The organism is Nostoc piscinale CENA21 (genome assembly GCF_001298445.1).
Taxonomy (GTDB): Bacteria; Cyanobacteriota; Cyanobacteriia; order Cyanobacteriales; family Nostocaceae; genus Nostoc_B; species Nostoc_B piscinale_A.
Genome location: NZ_CP012036.1, coordinates 3,282,696 through 3,302,086 on the forward strand (window position 1 = coordinate 3,282,696; position 19,391 = coordinate 3,302,086).

Here is a 19,391-nt window from a genome sequence, read left to right on the forward strand (position 1 = left end):
TGATCAATTTATTATTTCTTCAAGGTTTAAGTGGTAAACGGACAACAAATTCGCTGCCTTTACCTAATACAGAATTAACAGAAATCTGCCCTTGATGCGCCTCGACAATTCGGCGAGATAAGTACAGTCCTAAGCCACTACCGGAACTTTTGTGGCTACCTTGACGAAATCTTTGAAACAATGTTGTTTGTTCTTCAGGCGAAATACCCGAACCTGTATCGGCTACCACAATATCAATATAGTCACTACCAGAGATAGATGACGTGCTTCCCAAGGAGGAAATTTCTTGATTTTTATCTGCGGGGGAGAGGCGAACTGCTATATAGCCAGATTCAGTAAATTTAATGGCATTACCTATGAGGTTAGTTAACAGGCGATGCAGTTCTAAGCGATCGCCCATAATGTTATTGTTGGTTAATTCCTCTGCATATTCTTGTTTAATAGTCAGTGCTTTAGCTGCTGCTAAAGGCGTGAGTTCACCAACTACTTCGGCAATTAATAGCTTTAAATCAACTGGTTGAAACGCCAGGGTTTTGCGTCCGGCTTCAAATCTATACACTTCTAATAAGGTATTGACCATCGAGAGCAAATTGGCATTGCTACGTGCCATGATGGTTAGTACTTCCCGCATTTGCGCGGATAATTCACCCAAAGCACCTTGCTCAAACAACATTAACATCCGATCAGCCGCGACTAAGGGTGTACGCAAGTCATGGGTGAGTCGAGAAACAAAATCTTCTCTTTGACGGGCAATTTCATCACGCTCATCCATACTATGCTTGAGTCGCAGGAGCGATCGCACTCTGGCGAGTAATTCATCTACAGTTACAGGTTTACGAATAAAATCATCAGCACCCAAATCTAAGCCGCGCGCAACGTTGGGTGCATCGTGCGCTGTAATTAACAAAATTGGAATATATTGCTGCAAGTTCATCTCCCCACGAATGCGCCTGGTAACTTCATAACCATCCATTCCTGGCATCATTAAATCCAGCAATACCAAGTCGCAAGGAGATGCTTCTAGTTGGGCTAAAGCGACAAAACCGTTTTCTGCGGTGCTAACTGTATAATTTTCTTCTTCTAGTATGGTTTTAATTAAAAAAACATTATCTGGTGAATCATCGACCACCAAAATTTTGTCAGGGCGCGGCGATAGTGAACTCATTTGTGGGGCAAGTTTTTGGTAGATGTGAGTTTTTGACCAAAACTGCTATATTGCTACCACTTTTTACTGATTTGTGTTTTAGCTTACATTCCGCCATTTAAAGTGGCACAATCAGCAATTTTAATTTAATTGTAGAAAATTACAAGTCTATTAAAACAATACTTCTAGCTTGAGGAATGGCGATCGCTTCATTTAACGCAAACCTCTACAAGCAGATTTTTATTATCATTCTCAGATAATTAGCATCTATTTATAGAATCTAGGGTTAATCATTATAGCAAACCAAAAAATTAGTATTTTAATTCCTCCAACGCAACGATAAAGCTGCATCAGCAGCTTCCATAAGGGTGTATGGCAAAAATTGGTTATTTATTTACTATTTTTAATAAAAGTTATTAAATTAGAATATTTTTAGGATTCTAAGAAATTTGCGTTCACAATTTACCCTTGATTTTTAGGGTTTACATACTAAATATCTTATCCAGTAAGCCCTGTAGAGTCTTGACTAAATTATTGATTAGTTTAAGTCAGATTTGTAAAGAAATATAAAGCTGTGTTGCCAAAAAATTTATGACCAAAATTCATGGCACATTAAAACAGCTATAACTCATGAATATCAAGGCTTTGGATACTTTGAAAGGCTGATGTAAAATCAAATCAAAACTTTACATTCCCGCGAGTAACTAGCAGAAAAATATTACAGAATATTAAGTGAAACATCGGATTAAAGTAAATTCATGTAGACTTATTGCAGCAGGCATTAAAAAAAATTGTCTGTTCAATATTTAACGAAACATAGCACTCATAAAACAATGACCACAACCTTACAACAGCGTTCTAACGCTAACGTATGGGAGCGGTTCTGCAATTGGATCACCAGCACCGAAAACCGTATTTATGTCGGTTGGTTCGGTGTATTAATGATTCCTACATTGCTGGCTGCAACCACCTGCTTCGTAATCGCTTTCATCGCTGCTCCTCCAGTAGATATCGATGGTATCCGTGAGCCTGTTGCAGGTTCTTTGATCTACGGAAACAACATCATCTCTGGTGCAGTTGTTCCTTCTTCTAACGCGATCGGTTTGCACTTCTACCCCATCTGGGAAGCTGCTTCCTTAGATGAGTGGTTGTACAACGGTGGCCCATACCAATTGGTAATTTTCCACTTCTTGATCGGATGTGCTTGCTACATGGGTCGTCAGTGGGAATTGTCTTACCGCTTGGGTATGCGTCCTTGGATCTGCGTAGCTTACTCTGCTCCTTTGGCTTCTGCTACCGCAGTATTCTTGATCTACCCCATCGGTCAAGGTTCCTTCTCTGATGGTATGCCCTTGGGTATCAGTGGTACCTTCAACTTCATGATCGTGTTCCAAGCAGAACACAACATCCTGATGCACCCCTTCCACATGTTAGGCGTGGCTGGTGTATTCGGCGGTTCTTTGTTCTCCGCAATGCACGGTTCTTTGGTAACTTCTTCCTTGGTTCGTGAAACAACCGAAACCGAATCTCAAAACTACGGTTACAAATTTGGTCAAGAAGAAGAAACCTACAACATCGTTGCAGCACACGGTTACTTCGGTCGCTTAATCTTCCAATATGCGTCCTTCAACAACAGCCGTTCCTTGCACTTCTTCTTAGCTGCTTGGCCTGTAGTTGGTATCTGGTTTACCGCTTTAGGTATCAGCACAATGGCGTTCAACCTCAACGGTTTCAACTTCAACCAATCAGTGATTGACTCTCAAGGTCGCGTGATCAACACCTGGGCTGACATCATCAACCGCGCTAACTTAGGTATGGAAGTAATGCACGAGCGTAATGCTCACAACTTCCCCCTAGACTTAGCTGCTGGTGAAGTTACTCCCGTTGCTTTGACTGCTCCTGCAATCAACGGTTAATTTTCTAGAGATTGTCTCTAAATAATTAATAAAAAACGCTCTCCTTTTCAGGGGGGCGTTTTTGTTTGGGTTAGATCGCTCTTAGCTTTCGGTTATCATAGCTACAACGTAAATATCGAAATCAATGGCTGAAACTGGCAGAATCAGGGTTGCTAAAGATAAAGCAGATTTAGTTAAAGCGTTAACATCTTCCGACGGTGGTACTGGGCCTTTTCAAACCTTTGCTGATGTGATTGTATTTGCAGCCGCCTTGGGTGCAAAGCATAAAAAAACGTGTCCCTTTAGGCGAAATTTCTAAACGAGAACCATCACCAATCAGGTTAGAATATTTCGCTTCCGTTGGTAATGATGTGGTGATTAAATTATTAGGAATGACGGAAACACAAGATATTAACATCTTATCTCTTCATGAAGAAGAATATGCAACTCAACGCAACAGTATTTTTGAAGAGTATGCTAACGGGGGATTAGAAATTTTACGCAATGAGTTGCGTGGAGCAGTGGATTACGCAGAAAGAATTTTATTATTTCTGAGTTATGAAAGAAATCAAAAAGATAATGAAGAGGAGGAATTTGATTTAAGTAAATTCCTCTCTTGAGCAAATTGATTTATCGCATTAATAATAAAAATTTATCTCCATTCTAGCTGCATTATTACCATTTTGACAGCATCATTGACAGCATTTGCCGCAGTGGATAGTTTATAAGGTTTATCAGGATTTTTTGGTTTTGGATCTATCCTAACTATGTTATCTTTCCACAATGAATTTTCTCTTGACCAATCTATCTGCGAAAGTTGTAATATTTTCTCTTCGTTAAAATAGTTATCTGTTTTAGAATACGTATAATACAATAAACGTCCTAAAACTTCTAAGCCAACACTTACACCTAAAATGCAGTCGTCTTTGAATGCAGCTACTTCAGCTTCAGTCAAATCTTCAACACTTGTATCAAAAATATATTCTGTATTGCTGCATTGTGAGAAAAATTTATTGAGACAAATAACTAAAGCATCAGATGTGGTGTAGACATCATAATCTCGTAACTGATGATTGGGATCGTTGGTGAAAACACAACTAACAAACCTAGCTATAAAGTTAGTTGTATAAATCAACTTTTGTTTAGTAGCTGGACTAGACTTAATCTTCTCTGTTTTATCTTGAAACATTGGCACTCTTTGTATTAGTTCTTTAGTAATGCCAACACGACCAGAAAATTCACCAAATGATAATAAAAGTGATTTATCTAATTGTCTAGTTTGTGCCATGTCTTTAAAATCTGTCTGACATTGGCGAAAGTCGCCTTCTAAAACTAGAGTAATTGGAAAATCATCATCGCTAATTAAGCTACCTTCAGCACTCTCTATTAATTCATGAATAGCACGCTTACGATGTTGTCCGTCTGTAATATCTAACTTAACTCCACGACGAATAACAACTAGACAAATTCCTCTACCTAATTCAATTATTGTGATATCTTTTGGGTTTACATTCGCTGTTAAGGTTCCTACAATCCAAGGTTTGTCTTTTTTCGCACGTTCAACTACATATTGTTTAATTTCTTCTGCATGACCTTTTACTTCTGGGCGATTTTTTCCAGAATCCGGATCATTACCAGTTGATGGTTTTGCTTGCAGAAGCCCAGAAAAATCACTTGCCGGTATATTTATTTGTAGCATAGTACGCTTACCCTGCTTAAAAAGTAGACCAGGATAACAACGTTCACGATGATACTTAGAAAAAAAATGGTTCAAGGAAAGTATTAAACTTCGCTTGAACTTCTGGTGAAATAGTATTAGCACTATCCTGGTTTACGTTAACCATAAAAACAGTTGTATACTTAGAGGTAAGTATCTATTATGCTATGCTGTTTTTAAGCGGTTTGTAATCAGTAAAATCCCTATTGAAGTTTTCTTGTTAGAGCCTGTAATTCATATCAGCAATGGAAGCCCTACCGCTTTTGGATCGACAAACTCACCATCAAAACTTATAGTTTGATTTTCCACAGTTCTTGCATTAGCCAAAGCCTTACGAAGATCAGCTACTTCCATTGGATCTTGAAGTCCACCCAAGATGTAAATTAATAACTTAGCTGCTAAATCTTTGCCAGCAACCTGCACTCGCTTTTTATTCGGGTCATATAAAACCCCATACCAAAGAGACTGAGGATATTCCATCCCAGTAAACCCGCCTTGTTGGTCAAACTTTTTCAACTTCTTGAAAATACTAGTTAGAGAAAACCCTTTTTTAAACACCAAAAATCCCAAAGCTTGGGCTATAGCAACTTGCGCTACAGGGCGGAAAAGTATATTGGCTTCACCACCGCCTTTTTCAAAGCTGAACCTTCGTAAAACTGGAGTGTCTTCATGTTCCAAAATTTTATAGCTAGGTAAATTAGCCAAATTATCAAATAGCTTTTTAAATTCTTCAATTCCCTGCTCAATTTCCTCATTTTCTGGACGCATCGGAATTAAGCCTTTTTCCAACGGTTTCCAATGTGGAAATTTTTGACCTAAATATCTCTCAGACATATCTTGTAGTGCTTGCAATGTCGTCAAAACTGTAGAGTTTGACGCTACAGTTGAACTATTCCAATTAACACGGGGGTTACGATTTGGACGCTGTTCTAAAAGTGGATGAGTTACTGCAATTTTTCGCGCCACAATCGAAAAACCGTCATCTTCATTTAACTGTGCTAACTGACCTTTGGTTAAAGGTGCAGCCATCAAGTTAACATGGACAAAAATCGACCTTACCCTTCTTCTGGCTTCGTTACGAGTTTCCCCAGAATTTACTGCACAAATAAATTCAATGCCAATTTTCTCTTTAGGTAGGCTTTGTAAATAAGCAGAATCTACTTGATACTGCTCTGTTAAATCTGAGATAGTGATAAAACTATCATCGGCGATTTTATCTTTTTTTATATCGCTGGAGTTTGCCAGTTTTCATTAACTCAATTAAACCCTGAACTCCCATTAGCCGATGTTGACCATCTAACGCATAAATTGTCACATTTTCTTCAGAAACATTGAGTAAGCCGACCTTACCATCTTTATCTAGAGGTGTAAAATCGGTAGTAGATTTTGTAGCGCGTTCTTCACTATCCCACTCAGAGGCTTTTGAGTTATCAACCCAAGGCTGATTAATTACTACCAGAACTGGGGGAAATTTATGATTTTTTCTCGCAGCTAAATACTGAACTAAGGGTGCTTGACGCGACCAGTCAACAGGACGCTGTTGAATTTCATCAATACTATCTGCATCGATTTCGATATTATCAGTCTCTGGATTATATTTTTTTTGCAGCAGAGGTAAACCAGAAGCGAAATGAACTCGACTAGCAAACCATTCCAGAGTCACGGAACCAATATAGGCTTCACTACCGCCCATCTCCGTTTTTTGTACCAGAATTTGGTCTTTTTTCTCTAAAAATTTTTCTAGAAGTAAAGCTAGTACCTGTTTATCCTTGTTGTCTCTCTCCAGGTACTCTTTAGCAATATCGGTGGTGAGGTTAGATGCAATATCACTCATATTAATTTTTAAAAACTTAGTCTTGTAACCTAGCTATATTGTCCAAAAAGTTAGATACTAATAAATCAGTTTTTAAAAACTTTTTGGGAAGCCGCGCATTCCATACACTGGAGTAAACAAGCGGTAACGCCCAAATGTCCAGAGGTAGGAAGTAATGACTGAAGCACAACAACCAGAAAATAAAGGTCAGCAGAAAGGTACTGTAGCAGAATTAGTAGAGGATATCCAAGCTCTGACCATTGAAATTCAAGAATTGTATTGTTTGGATGCGATTCCTTGGGTTGTCGGTTATTCGGGTGGTAAAGACAGCACTGCTACTTTACAGTTGGTCTGGTATGCGATCGCTGGACTTCCACGAGAAAAACGGACTAAAACAATCTACGTCATTACTACAGACACATTGGTAGAAAACCCGATTGTTGCAGCTTGGGTGCGAAATTCTCTACAGCAAATGAAGTTAGAAGCTCAAGCGCAAGAATTACCATTTGAACCTCATTTATTACAGCCAGATTTTAAAGAAACATTTTGGGTGGGTCTGATTGGGAAAGGTTATCCAGCACCAAGAGGTAAATTCCGTTGGTGTACAGAACGTCTGAAAATCAATCCCTCGAATCGCTTTATCCGTGATGTAATTCGGGCTAGTGGAGAAGCAATTGTTGTGCTGGGTACTCGTAAAGCAGAAAGCACAAGACGCGCCAGCAGAATGAGAAAACTGGAAGCTATGCGGGTACGCGATCACCTAAGTCCTAACATGAATTTGCCAAACTCCTTAGTTTACAGCCCTATTGAAGACTGGCAAAATGATGAAGTTTGGATTTATTTAATGCAGTGGGAAAATCCTTGGGGATATAGCAATAAAGACTTATTTGCTATGTATCGGGGTGCTTCTGCTGATAATGAATGTCCCTTAGTAGTGGATACTTCTACTCCCAGCTGTGGTAGCTCTCGTTTTGGTTGTTGGGTTTGTACTTTAGTCAGCCAGGATAAATCTCTCGCGGCTATGATTCAAAATGATGAAGAAAAAGAGTGGATGCAACCTCTACTTGATTTTCGTAAGGAATTAGATGCAGAAGAAACACGCGATCGCCGAGATTTTCGCCGCAGAAATGGAGATGTTCAACTGTATGAGCGCAATCTAGAAGGTGAACTATCTATTGAACCAATTCCAGGCCCTTATGTAAAAGAAGCGCGAGAAGATTGGCTAAGAAAATTACTAACCGTCGAAAAACAAATCCGTCAAACAGCACCAGAAAATATGCGCGATATTACTCTGATTTCTATAGAAGAACTGAGCGAAATTCGTCGCATCTGGCTAGAAGAAAGACATGAGTTTGACGATAGCTTACCCCGTATTTATTACGAAGTAACAGGAGAAGAATTCAAAGACCCGCGCCCTGGTGTTGAACATAAGTTATTAGGTAGTGATGAATGGGCTGTGTTAGAAGAAATCTGTGCTGATAACACTATGCACTTGGAACTTATGTCAAAACTTTTAAGCACAGAATGGCAATTTCGTAAGAAAACAAAGCGTGTAGGAATCTACGAAACTCTCGAAAAATGTTTTAATACTAGTTCTCGTTCTCCTGAAGAAGCAATTAGGAATGCTCATTTAAAACGTGATTTAAGAGAGGCTGTTAGTCAAGGAGATGTTGCAACAGTTAGAGAAAAAGTCAAGCAGTTAACTTTAGCCGATTTTGTTGTACCCAATGAACAACCAAGTACACCCAATACACAAAATGACACCGCAAATACTCCAAAATCTACTGACAAGGCAAAAACTTGGTCAAATATGAAATTTAAAAAGAAACAGACCAAGGCTTAAACTTGCTGGTCATCATTAGCATCTCCTAAGTACAGCCTAATAAACTCATCTGCGGCGGCTGGATTAATTTTTCTGAGTGCATCACGAATTTCTAACAGCTTATCAGCAACGGGGTCTGTCATTTCATTAATCCAACGGTGAACGTTTGGCCGTCCTGTTCCCATAGTGACTGCTAACTTGTTCTGGCTGATGCTGTATGTTTCTAACACCTGTTTCAGTGCTTTACCTGCTTTTCCCATGCCTTTGATTGTGTCAAAGGCTTCTAACAGAGTAAATGTTCTGTATATGTAACAAACAAGGTAAAATCATCTTGTTACGTTTAAGTAACACAGCAACTTACCCATAAACAGGTAAATTTCAATGACTAAAAGCTTTCTAGCAGATACTTGTCAAACTACCACACGGCTTGCTTCCACCAACGACGCTACACAAACAACACCCGATAGAGAGTCTGTAAAAGTTGTAATTTATGGTTCTAAAAAAGGTGTAAATAACACAATTTTGACTTTATACAAACTGGGTTTCGCCCAAGTTAACGAGTGGAGTCCTTTATTACCTAGTTCTAACCCTGGCGAAGTTATGAGTATTTTAACAAGGTAGATTCTGTCTGACCAATTAAGTTAAAAAAGACGGGGCGAATAGAATTCGCGGCTACACAGACAAAACCCGCGCAGGCGGGTTTCCAAAAAGATGAGAGCAAATTTTACGCAGTTATATTTACATTACGTTTGGGCAACGTGGGATAGATTACCTCTTATTACACCTGATATTCAAAAGTTAGTGTATGCAGCAATTATCAAAGAATGTGAACAATTAAAATGTACTGTAATTGCCGTTGGCGGTATTGAAGACCACGTTCATCTATTAACAGGTTTTCCGGTGACTATCAGTGTGTCTGATTTAATTAAGCAGATTAAAGGTAGTTCTTCACACTTTATAAACAATGAAGTTACACCAGGAGGATTGTTCAAATGGCAGGGTAGTTATGCGGCTTTTACAGTTAGTCATGATGCGATTGATAATGTTGCTCACTATATCAGGAATCAAGCTGTTCATCATCAACAAAAATCTATTATTTCTGCATGGGAGTTAACCTTATCTGTCAATATAAAGGGCGATTAGAAATCGCGGCTATACAAACAAAATCCGCCTGCGCGGGTTAAGAAACATAAATTTTATCTTATCTTAGTCCGCGTAGGCGGACTTCGCCTGTGTAGCCGCGAATTCCATTCGCCCGGAATGATTAAAAATCCTATCTCGACAGATACCGATATTTTATCTATAAAGACAAATGATATTTTTGGAACTCGTATTACAAAATTTTGGCCCTTATTCTGGCAAACAAGTAATTAATCTTGACCCAAGAATTGAGGAAAATCCCCGCCCGATTCTTTTATTAGGTGGGATGAATGGCGGCGGAAAAACTACTCTTATGGATGCGATTCGGCTGGCATTATATGGACAACGCGCCCAATGTTCTACTCGCGGTAATTTAAGCTATGGTGATTTTTTAAATCAATGTGTTAATAGTAAAGCTACCCCATCCGAAAAGACTAGAATTGAGTTACTTTTTGAACATATTGAAGACGATAAACCAATCAGATATCGTATTGTACGCTATTGGGAAAAAAATCCTAAAGATGGTAAAGATACGTTAGGAATTTTAGGCGATAGTGATACCTGGCCAGAGTCTTTGGTAAATATTTGGGACGACTATATAGAAAATTTACTACCTTTAGGAATTTCTAATTTATTTTTATTTGATGGCGAACAAGTAAAAGAACTAGCAGAACAAGAAACACCACCACCAATTGTTGTGGAAGCTATTCGTGGGTTGTTAGGGCTAGAATTAGCAGATAAATTAGCAGTTGATTTAGATGTTTTAATCACCCGCAAGCGTAAAGAGATGGCTGATACTAAAGATTTAGCTAATCTCGAAGATATTGAAAAAAGGTTATTACAACAGCAAGAAGATTATCAAGTAACAGAACAAGAGTTAGCTAATTTAAAAAATCAAGTTGAAGCATTAGAAACTATCCAGCGAGAAGCTTTAGATAAATTTGTATCTGAGGGTGGTAAAATTGCCGCAGAACGCAGTCAGTTAGATGAGAAACAAAAGGAAAAAACTGCTGCATTAGAAGCAATTAGACAATCTTTATGTGAATTAGCTGCGGATATTTTGCCTTTAGCATTGATTCCTAATTTATTGAGTCAAGTACAAACGCAGGGTGCAAGTGAATTTCGCAATCAACAGGTGCAACTTGCGAGAGATGTTTTAATTGAACGAGATAAACGTTTAATTGAATGGCTAACTCAGTTAACTATTGCTGCTGACCAAGTTGATAAAATTCAAGCTTTTTTAGCTGAAGATGTAGATAGTTTATATGCAAGTTCACTTCAAACGGAAGCGCCTTGGTTATTAGCTGATGAGGAAAGCTTGAGTCAATTAGATAACGTGAGATATCATTTGCAAAATGCGCGTAATAATGCCAAACAGCATTTAGTTAATCTCAGAAGTCTGGAAGAAGAAATTATTACCTTAGAAAGACAAGTGCAGACAGCAGCAGAACCAGAAGCTTATAAAAAGCTGCGTGATGCTGTAGAAGTTTCACAAAAAGAAGTTGTACAAGCTAAAGCAAAGTATGAAACCACAAGGCAAAAATTAGCAGCGTTAACGGATGCAATTGAAATAACTAAGAAAGAATTAAACGATTATACTGACAAAATTATAAAACATAAAAATAGAGAACATATCATTACTTCTGCATCTAAAGTTCAAGAAACTCTGAAGGTTTTTCGAGAAAAATTAACACTGAGGAAGCTAAATAAATTAGAGGAAGAGGTTAAGAATTGTTTCCTCTATTTACTGCATAAATCTGATTTAGTATTTCGCATCGCTATTGATACTAAAACCTTTGCTTTATCGCTGTTCGATTTCGATAGTAAACCAGTCCCAAAACATCGCCTTTCGGCTGGAGAAAAACAGTTACTGGCGATCGCCTTTCTCTGGGGACTAGCCAAAGTCTCTGGCTTGCGCTTACCAGTAGCCATTGACACACCCTTGGGCAGACTCGACTCCTCCCACCGCCAAAACCTAGTAGAAAAATACTTCCCCGCCGCCAGTCATCAGGTAATTCTCCTTTCTACTGATACGGAAATTGGTAAAAAAGAAGTCGAAACCCTGCGGAAGAATGAAGCGATCGCTCGTGAATATCTCCTCAAATACGACTCATCCACCCGCCAAACCACAGTGATCGAAAATCAATATTTTTGGTAGGCGATTGGCTGCTTAATATTTACTTTACGAATCAGTTCTTAATAGGTAGAGGGACAAAGGGGAAAAGTGAAACAAGGGCATGATTTATACCTTGTCCACCTCCTCACTCTTGTCTATCCCCACTCCCCACGTCAAACTACTCAACTACCTCATTGACTGGGAACCGATCAATTAATTGCATCGCCCGGTAAGCATTGCGCTGCAAAACTTCTGGAAGATGGGGAACGTGGGGAATTTGAGATAATAAATCGAGAGTCCGGCGTAAAATTCGCACGACATCGCCTTCATCTAAGCTGGTGTGGTTACAAAGTTCTGTCCACTCCATACCTAATGCCCATTGTTCAACGATCGCAATTAACTCAAATTCTAACCAGATAGGTAGTGCGACGTTATATCGCCGTTGCAGTTGGAACATTTGACGGCGAATACCCCGTAGTTTGGCTAAAGCCTCGGTAACTTCTTCACTTAAGTCAAAGTTAACTCGACTATCGGGGCGGGGAGTTTCTGTCACCAAAGCTGCGACAGCTGCGGCTAAGTGCTGCGGGTCTAATTGATTAAATTCACCACTCGCAAACACTAAACCCAGCCATAATTCGTTTTCGCCCCGAATAGCGGCGGCCATTTGTCCTAATTCTGTGGGGACTAAGTTATCCAAACAGCCAAAGTGTTGCAAAATTTCAATTAAATTGAGAAATTCTTCCCAATGGCGTTGTGATTGTTGGGCGACTTGTCCTTGCAGTTGTTCAAGTTCGGCTTCGAGTTCCACATAACGCGCTCGGCGTTTAAAAATTGTCGAAGCATTACCAGACTGGCGCAGTGGATGATTTTCGATTTGTTCTTCAACGGCGGTAACGCGACTGAGTTGTTCTGCGACTTCTGGTGGTAAATTTAGAGTTTCATCGGGGTTGGGAATAAGTTTGGCGATCGCCGCTGTTTGTTCATTGCCACGATAAGATTTTCCTGGCTGAAAAACTAATTCCGGCGGTGGGAGTATATCTGCTGGTAAGTCCAGGCGGGGTAGTTCAGCATGTAAATTCATCACATCTTCCGTTGTGGCTACATACCAACGGTTATCCTGTCCCAAACAAACAAAATATGGCGCTTGTACCCCTGGACTTTTACCAACTAAAACTGCCATCACAGGTGCAGACACAGTGATGTTTTTGCCTTTGAGACTTAATAGTGTGCCAGAAACAGCAAAGCCCAACATCATGACTAATTCTTCTTGGCGATCATCTTGGGCTTGTTTTTGCAGAGTTTTTAATAACTGACGTTCGACTTTCAGACGTTGGCGTAATTTCTCATAAACAGCAATTTCATTTTCATCTACAGCCGCGATTTGTTCTTGGAGTTGAGCTAATTGGGCTTGCAGTTCAGCAATCTCATCGTATTCTGGTTTGAGGTGCAAGTTAGCTATATACTGCCCAAAACTGCGTTCTACTAGTTCTCTGGCTTGTTCTATGGTGTGAGTTTGCAGTAAGTTCAACACCATACCATAGCTTGGGGTAAATTGGCTGACCAGTGGATCTGGTTTTGATGTTGCCAGATACGCTGCTTCTTTCGCTCCTTCAAAGGGAGTTTGGACTGTCACCACATGACCTTGTTTATCCATACCGCGCCGACCAGCCCGACCAGCCATTTGCAGAAATTCTGAGGCATTTAACAAGCGGTGTCCAGTATCTGTACGTTTTGACAGGGTGGAGATCACTGTGGTGCGGGCAGGCATATTAATGCCTGCGGCTAAGGTTTCCGTCGCAAATACCACCTTAATCAACCCTTGTTGGAATAATTCTTCCACAAGTACTTTCCACGCAGGTAAAATCCCGGCATGGTGGGCGGCAATGCCGCGATAAAGGGGGGCAATTTGTCCCGAACGTCCGGCTTCGGGGTTACGGTTTAAGAAGTCATCAATTTGTTCTCGTAAGATTTGTGACTCTTGGCCATTTACCAACCATAAATCACCCACCTCAGCCACGGCTTTATCGCATCCCCGACGACTGAAGATAAAGTAAATGGCCGGGAGCATATCTCGCTGTTGGAGTTGGCTTAAGGTATAGATGATACCTGGGGCTTCTGGTCTGCCGTTTTTACCTTTGTCAGCTTGTCCTTTGCGATGTTTCTTAACCAGTCGGGGATTAATTTTGTTGTGCGTATCATTCAGCAACGGAAACAGACCTTTGGGATTACAGAAATGAAATTCCAAAGGAACTGGACGAAAATCAGAATAAATCAGGTCTGTGGGGCCGTGGACTTGATTTAACCAATCTGTTAGTTGTTCGCTGTTGGCAACTGTGGCGGAGAGGGCTGCAAGTTGCACTTCACGGGGACAGTAAATAATCGATTCTTCCCAAACTGTACCGCGTTGACGATCATTCATATAGTGGCATTCATCTAATACCACTGCTTCCACATCAACCAAGGAAATGCCAACCTGCCCGATGGGTGTGCCATAGAGCATATTACGGAAGATTTCGGTGGTCATGACCAGAATTGGTGCATCTCGGTTAATAGACGCATCACCGGTTAACAGTCCCACTAAATCGGCACCAAACTTCTCACGAAAATCGCGGAGTTTTTGGTTCGATAAGGCTTTGAGGGGTGTGGTGTAGAATACGCGCTTTTTTCGGGCTAGGGCGCGATAGATGGCGTATTCTCCGACTAAGGTTTTGCCAGAACCCGTGGGCGCACATACAACTACGGAGCGTCCAGCGTTAAGGGACGCGATCGCATCTTTCTGAAACTGATCCAGATCAAAGGGAAATATCGACCCTAAATTGATTTCTGGAGACGGTGCGGGATAGTTCACTCAATCACATTTGCAACCAGACTGTTTACTATATTAACGGGTCTTTTGTCAACTTCGTCATAGGAAGTAGGGAATAGGGAGTAGGGAATGGGGAATAAGCATATTTTCTTGTTTCCCCACTCCCCTCATTTTCCCAATTCTTGCGATCGCGCTGTGGCGGCTTTGACTGCTTCAATTAAAGCAGAGCGAAATCCAGCTTTTTCTAATTGGCTAATGCCAGCAATGGTTGTACCACCAGGACTGGTAACTCTGTCTTTCAATTCTGCGGGGTGCATTTTGCTTTCGTGGAGTAATTGTGCGGTTCCCAAGACAGTTTGTAGAGCGAGTTGATTGGCAATTCCTCTGGGTAAACCTGCGGCGACTCCACCATCCGCTAAAGCTTCTACTAATATAGATACGTAAGCCGGGCCACTACCAGATAGCCCTGTAACAGCATCCATCAAGCTTTCGGAAACTTCCACCACTTCTCCCACTGCGGAAAATATCTCTGCTGCTTTTTGCTGGTGTTTAGCGTTGGTATACGCACCTAAACATATAGCTGTCATCCCCGCCCCGACTGTGGCTGGGGTGTTGGGCATAGCTCTAATTACTGGTAATCCTGGGAATGCTGCTTCTAGGTGATGTAAAGGCACTCCTGCCAAAATCGAAATCACCAGAGGGGAATGTTCTGCTAAAACAATATCTGCTAATTCTTGAGCGATCGCACTAAATACTTGCGGTTTTACAGCTAAAAATATGACTTCCTGCGCTTGCTGAAATACCAAGCTGTTATCTATCGTCACAGTCACATCGTATTGCTGCTGCAAAAAAGCCTGACGCGACGGTTGGGGTTCGCTAACTATTACTTCTGAGGGTTGGTAGATACCCCGTTCAAGCAGGCGGGATAACAGCGCCTCTCCCATTATCCCACCACCAATTAAGCCAAATTTTCTAGTCATTTATGATTGGTCATTAGTCACTTGTCATTAGTCATTTGTATCTTAGAACGAAGGACAAAGGACGAAGGACAAAGGACTAACGACTAATTTCAATTTATTGCGCCATGCGGTTAGGTTCATTTCCCCAGTTTGGTGCGGCAGTTGGGGCGGTACGTACAGGACGCGCTGGCGGTTGTGGTACTTCATGAATAACTCCACCTTGGGTGCTGACTTGTACGCAGCTTGGCGTAAACAAAAAGATGCTTTCTCCAATCCGCTCTTGATGTCCATCTAATGCGTAAGTTCCACCAGCAACAAAATCAACGGCGCGTTGCGCTTGATCTGGGTCCATGATTGTCAAGTTGAGTACAACTGATTTGCGCTCACGCAAGGCTTGAATTGCCTGGGGCATTTCTTCAAATGTACGAGGCTCAAGCACTAATACTTCGGAAATCCCGTTTACTGCTCCTGGCATACCAATTACGTTCCCCATCGTAGACTTTGATCCTGTTGCTACATCATTCCCCATTGTAGACATGGGTTCCCGCCAACGTCGATTCTGTGTAGTAGCTTCCGCTGGTGCAGGTTGAGGATTTTCCTCTTGATACAAATTTTGGTAGTGATCTGTATCTGGTTCTTCCTCGTAATATTCGTATTCTACCTGCTCGTTTAGCCCTACGAAATCTCGAAGTTTGGAAAATATATTGTTCATTTGGTACGCTCCTGATGCAAATTACCTTTATCGATTTGGCTGATAGTTGATGTAGCCACTAAAGATCACTACAAAGGACGGACAGTTTAGTAATCTTATCGTTGTTTGTAGCTTCTGTTACAACTATGGATAATGAACGGACGCTTTTGTAAACGCCTGTACCTTAACCTAGATACAATAATGAGTCAAGATTATATCCCAAAGATTTTAGGATATAAAGCTTAATTGCAGCTTTTTTTGATGTTTCGTTACTTTATTTAATATTTTTTTTTAGTGTTTTATTGTACAAGCAGTCTAGGACAATTATCTGTATTTACTACCTAGAAGCTTTGGTACAAATAGTCAAGAATTGTTGTCAGAGAAATTAATGGCGATCGCCAAATAAAATAGTTCCCAATCTTACCATCGTTGCTCCCGCTTGGACTGCCAGTTGATAATCACCAGACATCCCCATCGAAAGTTCCCGCATTTGAATATTCGGCAAGTTTTGTAACTGAATTCGTTTCGCTAAATCATGTGTGCTATTAAATACATCTAAAATTTCCGCCTCAGTCAAACCCAGAGGCGGAATTGTCATCAATCCTTGAATTTGTAAAAACTGGCACTGGTTGAGTTCCCCTAAGTCAGCAAGTAATTCTGGAACAGTCCAGCCTGATTTTTGCGGGTCTGGAAGGATTTTGACTTGCAGACAAACCTTTGGGGTAAATCCTAGCTGCTGTGCTAATTGATTTAACCTCTGTGCCAGCTTCAAATTATCTACAGAGTGAATCCACTCAAATAGTTCTAGGGCTTTTTTGGCTTTGTTACTTTGCAAATGTCCAATCAAATGCCAAGTAATATCTGATAAGTCCTGTAACTGAGCTTGTTTACTGGCAGCTTCTTGGATACGGCTTTCGCCAAAATCACGAATTCCGGCGTTGTAAGCTAAACGAATCATCTCCGCCGGAACTTGCTTGCTGACAGCAATTAACTTGACAGAAGATGGCAGTGAGGCGCGAATATGGGCAATATGTTCGTCAATCGAACTACTCATTGGAACGTGCGTTGGAAAACACTCTGAAGCTGATCGTACTCCTGAGATGAACCATTACGGCGTAGAGTCCGCAAACGATTTTCTAACATCATTCTGGCTTCAGTGCGTCCAATAGGTTGAAATTTAATACCTTTAACGTCGTTTGTGACCAGAAAAAATAAGCGTTGGGCATAAAGTGTAGTGAACATATCTTGGTTGTCGTCAACCACACAGATCCGATAAAGTAAGCCCCAAGTTGGATGATTGATGTAAATTTCAGAGTTTTCTGGAGTCATTTAAGAGTCAAGGTAGGAGTATGTATATTAATTTGTAGTTTTAGACAAACATCCAGACGATGATCATACCTGTTCGTCAGAATATTTAGTTAAAACTACTCCAATTGAGTGACTTCTGCCATTGCGGCAGTGCTGAAATTCTTGATGATGCCTAGTAGACAAATGAAGCTAACAGTAGGAAAAGGTAAAATCACCAAGGATTGATCAAACTAGGGTAACTTGTACTTATTTGCTATTGGCAACACAAAAAACCTCTGCTTTTTTGTTTGGGTTGCCACGTTGCAAGCCCTATTTACCCTCTAAAGTTTGCCTTAGCCAAGGCTGACTCTCAAATTGATGTTGGCGCTGGCTTCTCTCCATGTTGCCATAATTATTATTTAGTGGCACAAAATTGCCTGCAATTGCCGACTTTTGATGATTCATCATTCAGGAATTAGGTGTTGCACCAATTTAGTTCAGCAAGGTTCATTGGTAATTAAGCATTTTCAGAGCCGCTAGTTGTGCTTGTGCTTTGTGCAGAGATTCATACCATTCTCTTTCAGGATCACTGTCTGCCACAATCCCTGCACCCACTTGTCCCCATACGGTTTTGAGTGCTGAGTGCTGAGTAAGAGATTCTTCCCCTGCTCCCTGCTCCCTGCCCCCTGCCCCCTGCTCTTCAGATGGAGATGCGGGTGCTAACAGTAGGGTACGAATCAAGATATTTAAATCCAAGTTACCGCGCCAGTCTAGATAGCCGCAAGAACCATAAAACAGGCTACGTCGCACAGGCTCTAGTTCTTCGATAATTTCCATGCACCGCACTTTGGGACACCCTGTGATTGTGCCGCCTGGGAACATGGCACGAATCAAATTAACGGCGCTTTGGTCAGATTTTAAAGTACCTTTAACGTTGCTGACAAGGTGCATAACGTGGCTATATCGCTCAATTGTCAGCAGTTCGTCAACTTTTACTGTTCCCCATTCACACACTCGCCCTAAATCATTGCGTTCTAAGTCTACCAGCATGATATGTTCTGCACGTTCTTTGGTGTTGCTGAGTAGTTCTTGTGCCAGTTGATCATCTTGTTCTGGGATTGTACCGCGCGATCGCGTCCCAGCAATTGGTCGAGTTTGGGCTTGCTGATTTTGCAACAGCACTAACCTTTCTGGTGAACAGCTGACTACTTCACCCCAAGGAGTCTGCCAGTAGCTGGCAAAGGGTGAAGGATTGATTTTCTGTAATGCTTGGTAAATTGACCAGCCAGAAGCCGTTGTAGATGCAGCAAATCGCAAAGAAAGATTCGCCTGAAAGATATCTCCAGCCTGAATATATTTTTTGGCGCGGTTGACTGATGTTTCATAATCTGACTGCGATGTAAAGAACTCAGGGACGGAATTGATGGGTGTATGGGGTGAGGAGGTAATTGGGTAGAGTGAATTCCCTGAATTTTTATCTTCTAAAAGAATTTTTAACCTATCTACATCATTAATGTCACTACCTGCTAACCAAAGAATTTGTTCAACATGATCCAAAACGGCAAATGATTCTGGTTCATACCAAAAAGCTACGGGGAAGGGTAGAGTATCAGATTTAGCAAAAGGTAACTGTTCAATTTCCCAAGCGACATCATAGCCAAGCCATCCTAGCCAACCACCGGTGAAGGGGAGATGAGGGGGCAGGGGCAGGGGCAGGGAGGATGGGAGAAAAGTTTCTTCCCCTACACCCTTACACCCTTGTACCCCTAAACCCCTACTTTGTAGCAACTCTTCCAAAAAAGGAAAAACCTGACCTAATTGCGGTGTCCACATCTGCGGTACACCATCGACTATCCGGGGTGCGCCTGCACAGATAGAATAGCGGCTGAGTTGGGGTTGGCTTGTGGGGGTTGGGTAAGGACTTTCTAGCAGGGTAGCAATGCCTGACGATGTGGTAGGCAGAAATAAGGCGGCGAAAATTTCCGCGCCAGTACGATTTTC

The 19,391-nt window shown here is 41.1% G+C and carries 14 protein-coding genes and 2 pseudogenes; 6 read left to right on the forward strand and 10 right to left on the reverse strand.

Annotation, left to right across the window (positions count from 1 at the left end):
• Positions 1-19 precede the first annotated feature (19 nt).
• Complete coding sequence (locus ACX27_RS14190) at positions 20-1,165, reverse strand: hybrid sensor histidine kinase/response regulator (RefSeq protein WP_062293515.1); 1,146 nt, start codon at positions 1,163-1,165, stop codon at positions 20-22.
• Positions 1,166-1,977: 812 nt separating this feature from the next.
• Here ACX27_RS14190 and psbA point away from each other — a divergent pair.
• Together psbA and ACX27_RS14200 are read left to right on the forward strand one after the other, a co-directional pair.
• Positions 1,978-3,060: a photosystem II q(b) protein gene (psbA, locus tag ACX27_RS14195; RefSeq protein ID WP_062293518.1), complete on the forward strand. Its 1,083-nt coding sequence runs from the start codon at positions 1,978-1,980 to the stop codon at positions 3,058-3,060.
• Positions 3,061-3,184: 124 nt separating this feature from the next.
• Positions 3,185-3,659 (forward strand): annotated as a pseudogene (locus tag ACX27_RS14200) (DNA phosphorothioation-associated protein 4).
• Between the two features lie 32 nt (positions 3,660-3,691).
• Here ACX27_RS14200 and ACX27_RS14205 read toward each other — a convergent pair.
• Both ACX27_RS14205 and ACX27_RS14210 read right to left on the reverse strand, forming a co-directional pair.
• Positions 3,692-4,738: a DNA sulfur modification protein DndB gene (locus tag ACX27_RS14205; protein ID WP_144427458.1), complete on the reverse strand. Its 1,047-nt coding sequence runs from the start codon at positions 4,736-4,738 to the stop codon at positions 3,692-3,694.
• Between the two features lie 252 nt (positions 4,739-4,990).
• Positions 4,991-6,590: pseudogene (locus ACX27_RS14210) on the reverse strand (DGQHR domain-containing protein).
• 154 nt (positions 6,591-6,744) lie between these two features.
• Between ACX27_RS14210 and dndC the strand changes: the two are divergent.
• A complete protein-coding gene (gene dndC, locus ACX27_RS14215) occupies positions 6,745-8,412 on the forward strand; it encodes a DNA phosphorothioation system sulfurtransferase DndC (protein ID WP_062293524.1) in 1,668 nt (555 codons plus the stop codon).
• On the opposite strand, the gene ACX27_RS14220 is transcribed toward dndC, so the two are convergent.
• Positions 8,409-8,651 (reverse strand): helix-turn-helix domain-containing protein, encoded by a 243-nt coding sequence (locus ACX27_RS14220; RefSeq protein ID WP_062293527.1) that lies wholly within the window; start codon positions 8,649-8,651, stop codon positions 8,409-8,411. The two genes, dndC and ACX27_RS14220, sit on opposite strands and share 4 nt — an antisense overlap.
• A 121-nt stretch (positions 8,652-8,772) precedes the next feature.
• On the opposite strand from ACX27_RS14220, the gene ACX27_RS14225 reads away from it, so the two are divergent.
• From ACX27_RS14225 to dndD, 3 genes are all read left to right on the forward strand, one after another.
• Entirely contained in the window at positions 8,773-9,012 is a 240-nt protein-coding gene (locus ACX27_RS14225; RefSeq protein ID WP_062293530.1) for a hypothetical protein, read from the forward strand.
• Positions 9,013-9,102: 90 nt separating this feature from the next.
• On the forward strand, positions 9,103-9,534 hold the full coding sequence (tnpA, locus tag ACX27_RS14230) for an IS200/IS605 family transposase (RefSeq protein WP_062293533.1): 432 nt from the start codon (positions 9,103-9,105) through the stop codon (positions 9,532-9,534).
• A gap of 169 nt (positions 9,535-9,703) precedes the next feature.
• Positions 9,704-11,689, forward strand: a complete 1,986-nt coding sequence (gene dndD, locus ACX27_RS14235) for a DNA sulfur modification protein DndD (RefSeq protein WP_062293537.1) — start codon at positions 9,704-9,706, stop codon at positions 11,687-11,689.
• 136 nt (positions 11,690-11,825) lie between these two features.
• Here dndD and ACX27_RS14240 read toward each other — a convergent pair whose 3' ends face one another.
• The 6 genes from ACX27_RS14240 to ACX27_RS14265 all read right to left on the reverse strand — a co-directional run bounded on the left by ACX27_RS14240 (position 11,826) and on the right by ACX27_RS14265 (position 19,370).
• The gene (locus ACX27_RS14240; protein ID WP_062293540.1) at positions 11,826-14,495 is read right to left on the reverse strand and encodes a DEAD/DEAH box helicase; all 2,670 of its coding nucleotides are present in this window, start codon (positions 14,493-14,495) and stop codon (positions 11,826-11,828) included.
• A gap of 125 nt (positions 14,496-14,620) precedes the next feature.
• On the reverse strand, positions 14,621-15,433 hold the full coding sequence (proC, locus tag ACX27_RS14245) for a pyrroline-5-carboxylate reductase (RefSeq protein WP_062293543.1): 813 nt from the start codon (positions 15,431-15,433) through the stop codon (positions 14,621-14,623).
• Between the two features lie 94 nt (positions 15,434-15,527).
• Positions 15,528-16,124: a cell division protein SepF gene (locus ACX27_RS14250; protein ID WP_062293546.1), complete on the reverse strand. Its 597-nt coding sequence runs from the start codon at positions 16,122-16,124 to the stop codon at positions 15,528-15,530.
• A 364-nt stretch (positions 16,125-16,488) separates the two neighbouring features.
• Entirely contained in the window at positions 16,489-17,157 is a 669-nt protein-coding gene (locus ACX27_RS14255) for a YggS family pyridoxal phosphate-dependent enzyme (protein WP_062293549.1), read from the reverse strand.
• The gene (gene pipX / locus ACX27_RS14260; RefSeq protein ID WP_062293552.1) at positions 17,154-17,432 is read right to left on the reverse strand and encodes a transcriptional coactivator PipX; all 279 of its coding nucleotides are present in this window, start codon (positions 17,430-17,432) and stop codon (positions 17,154-17,156) included. Before pipX ends, ACX27_RS14255 begins: the two co-directional genes overlap by 4 nt.
• 465 nt (positions 17,433-17,897) lie before the next feature.
• Positions 17,898-19,370 (reverse strand): anthranilate synthase component I, encoded by a 1,473-nt coding sequence (locus tag ACX27_RS14265; RefSeq protein ID WP_235526671.1) that lies wholly within the window; start codon positions 19,368-19,370, stop codon positions 17,898-17,900.
• Between the last annotated feature and the right edge of the window lie 21 nt (positions 19,371-19,391).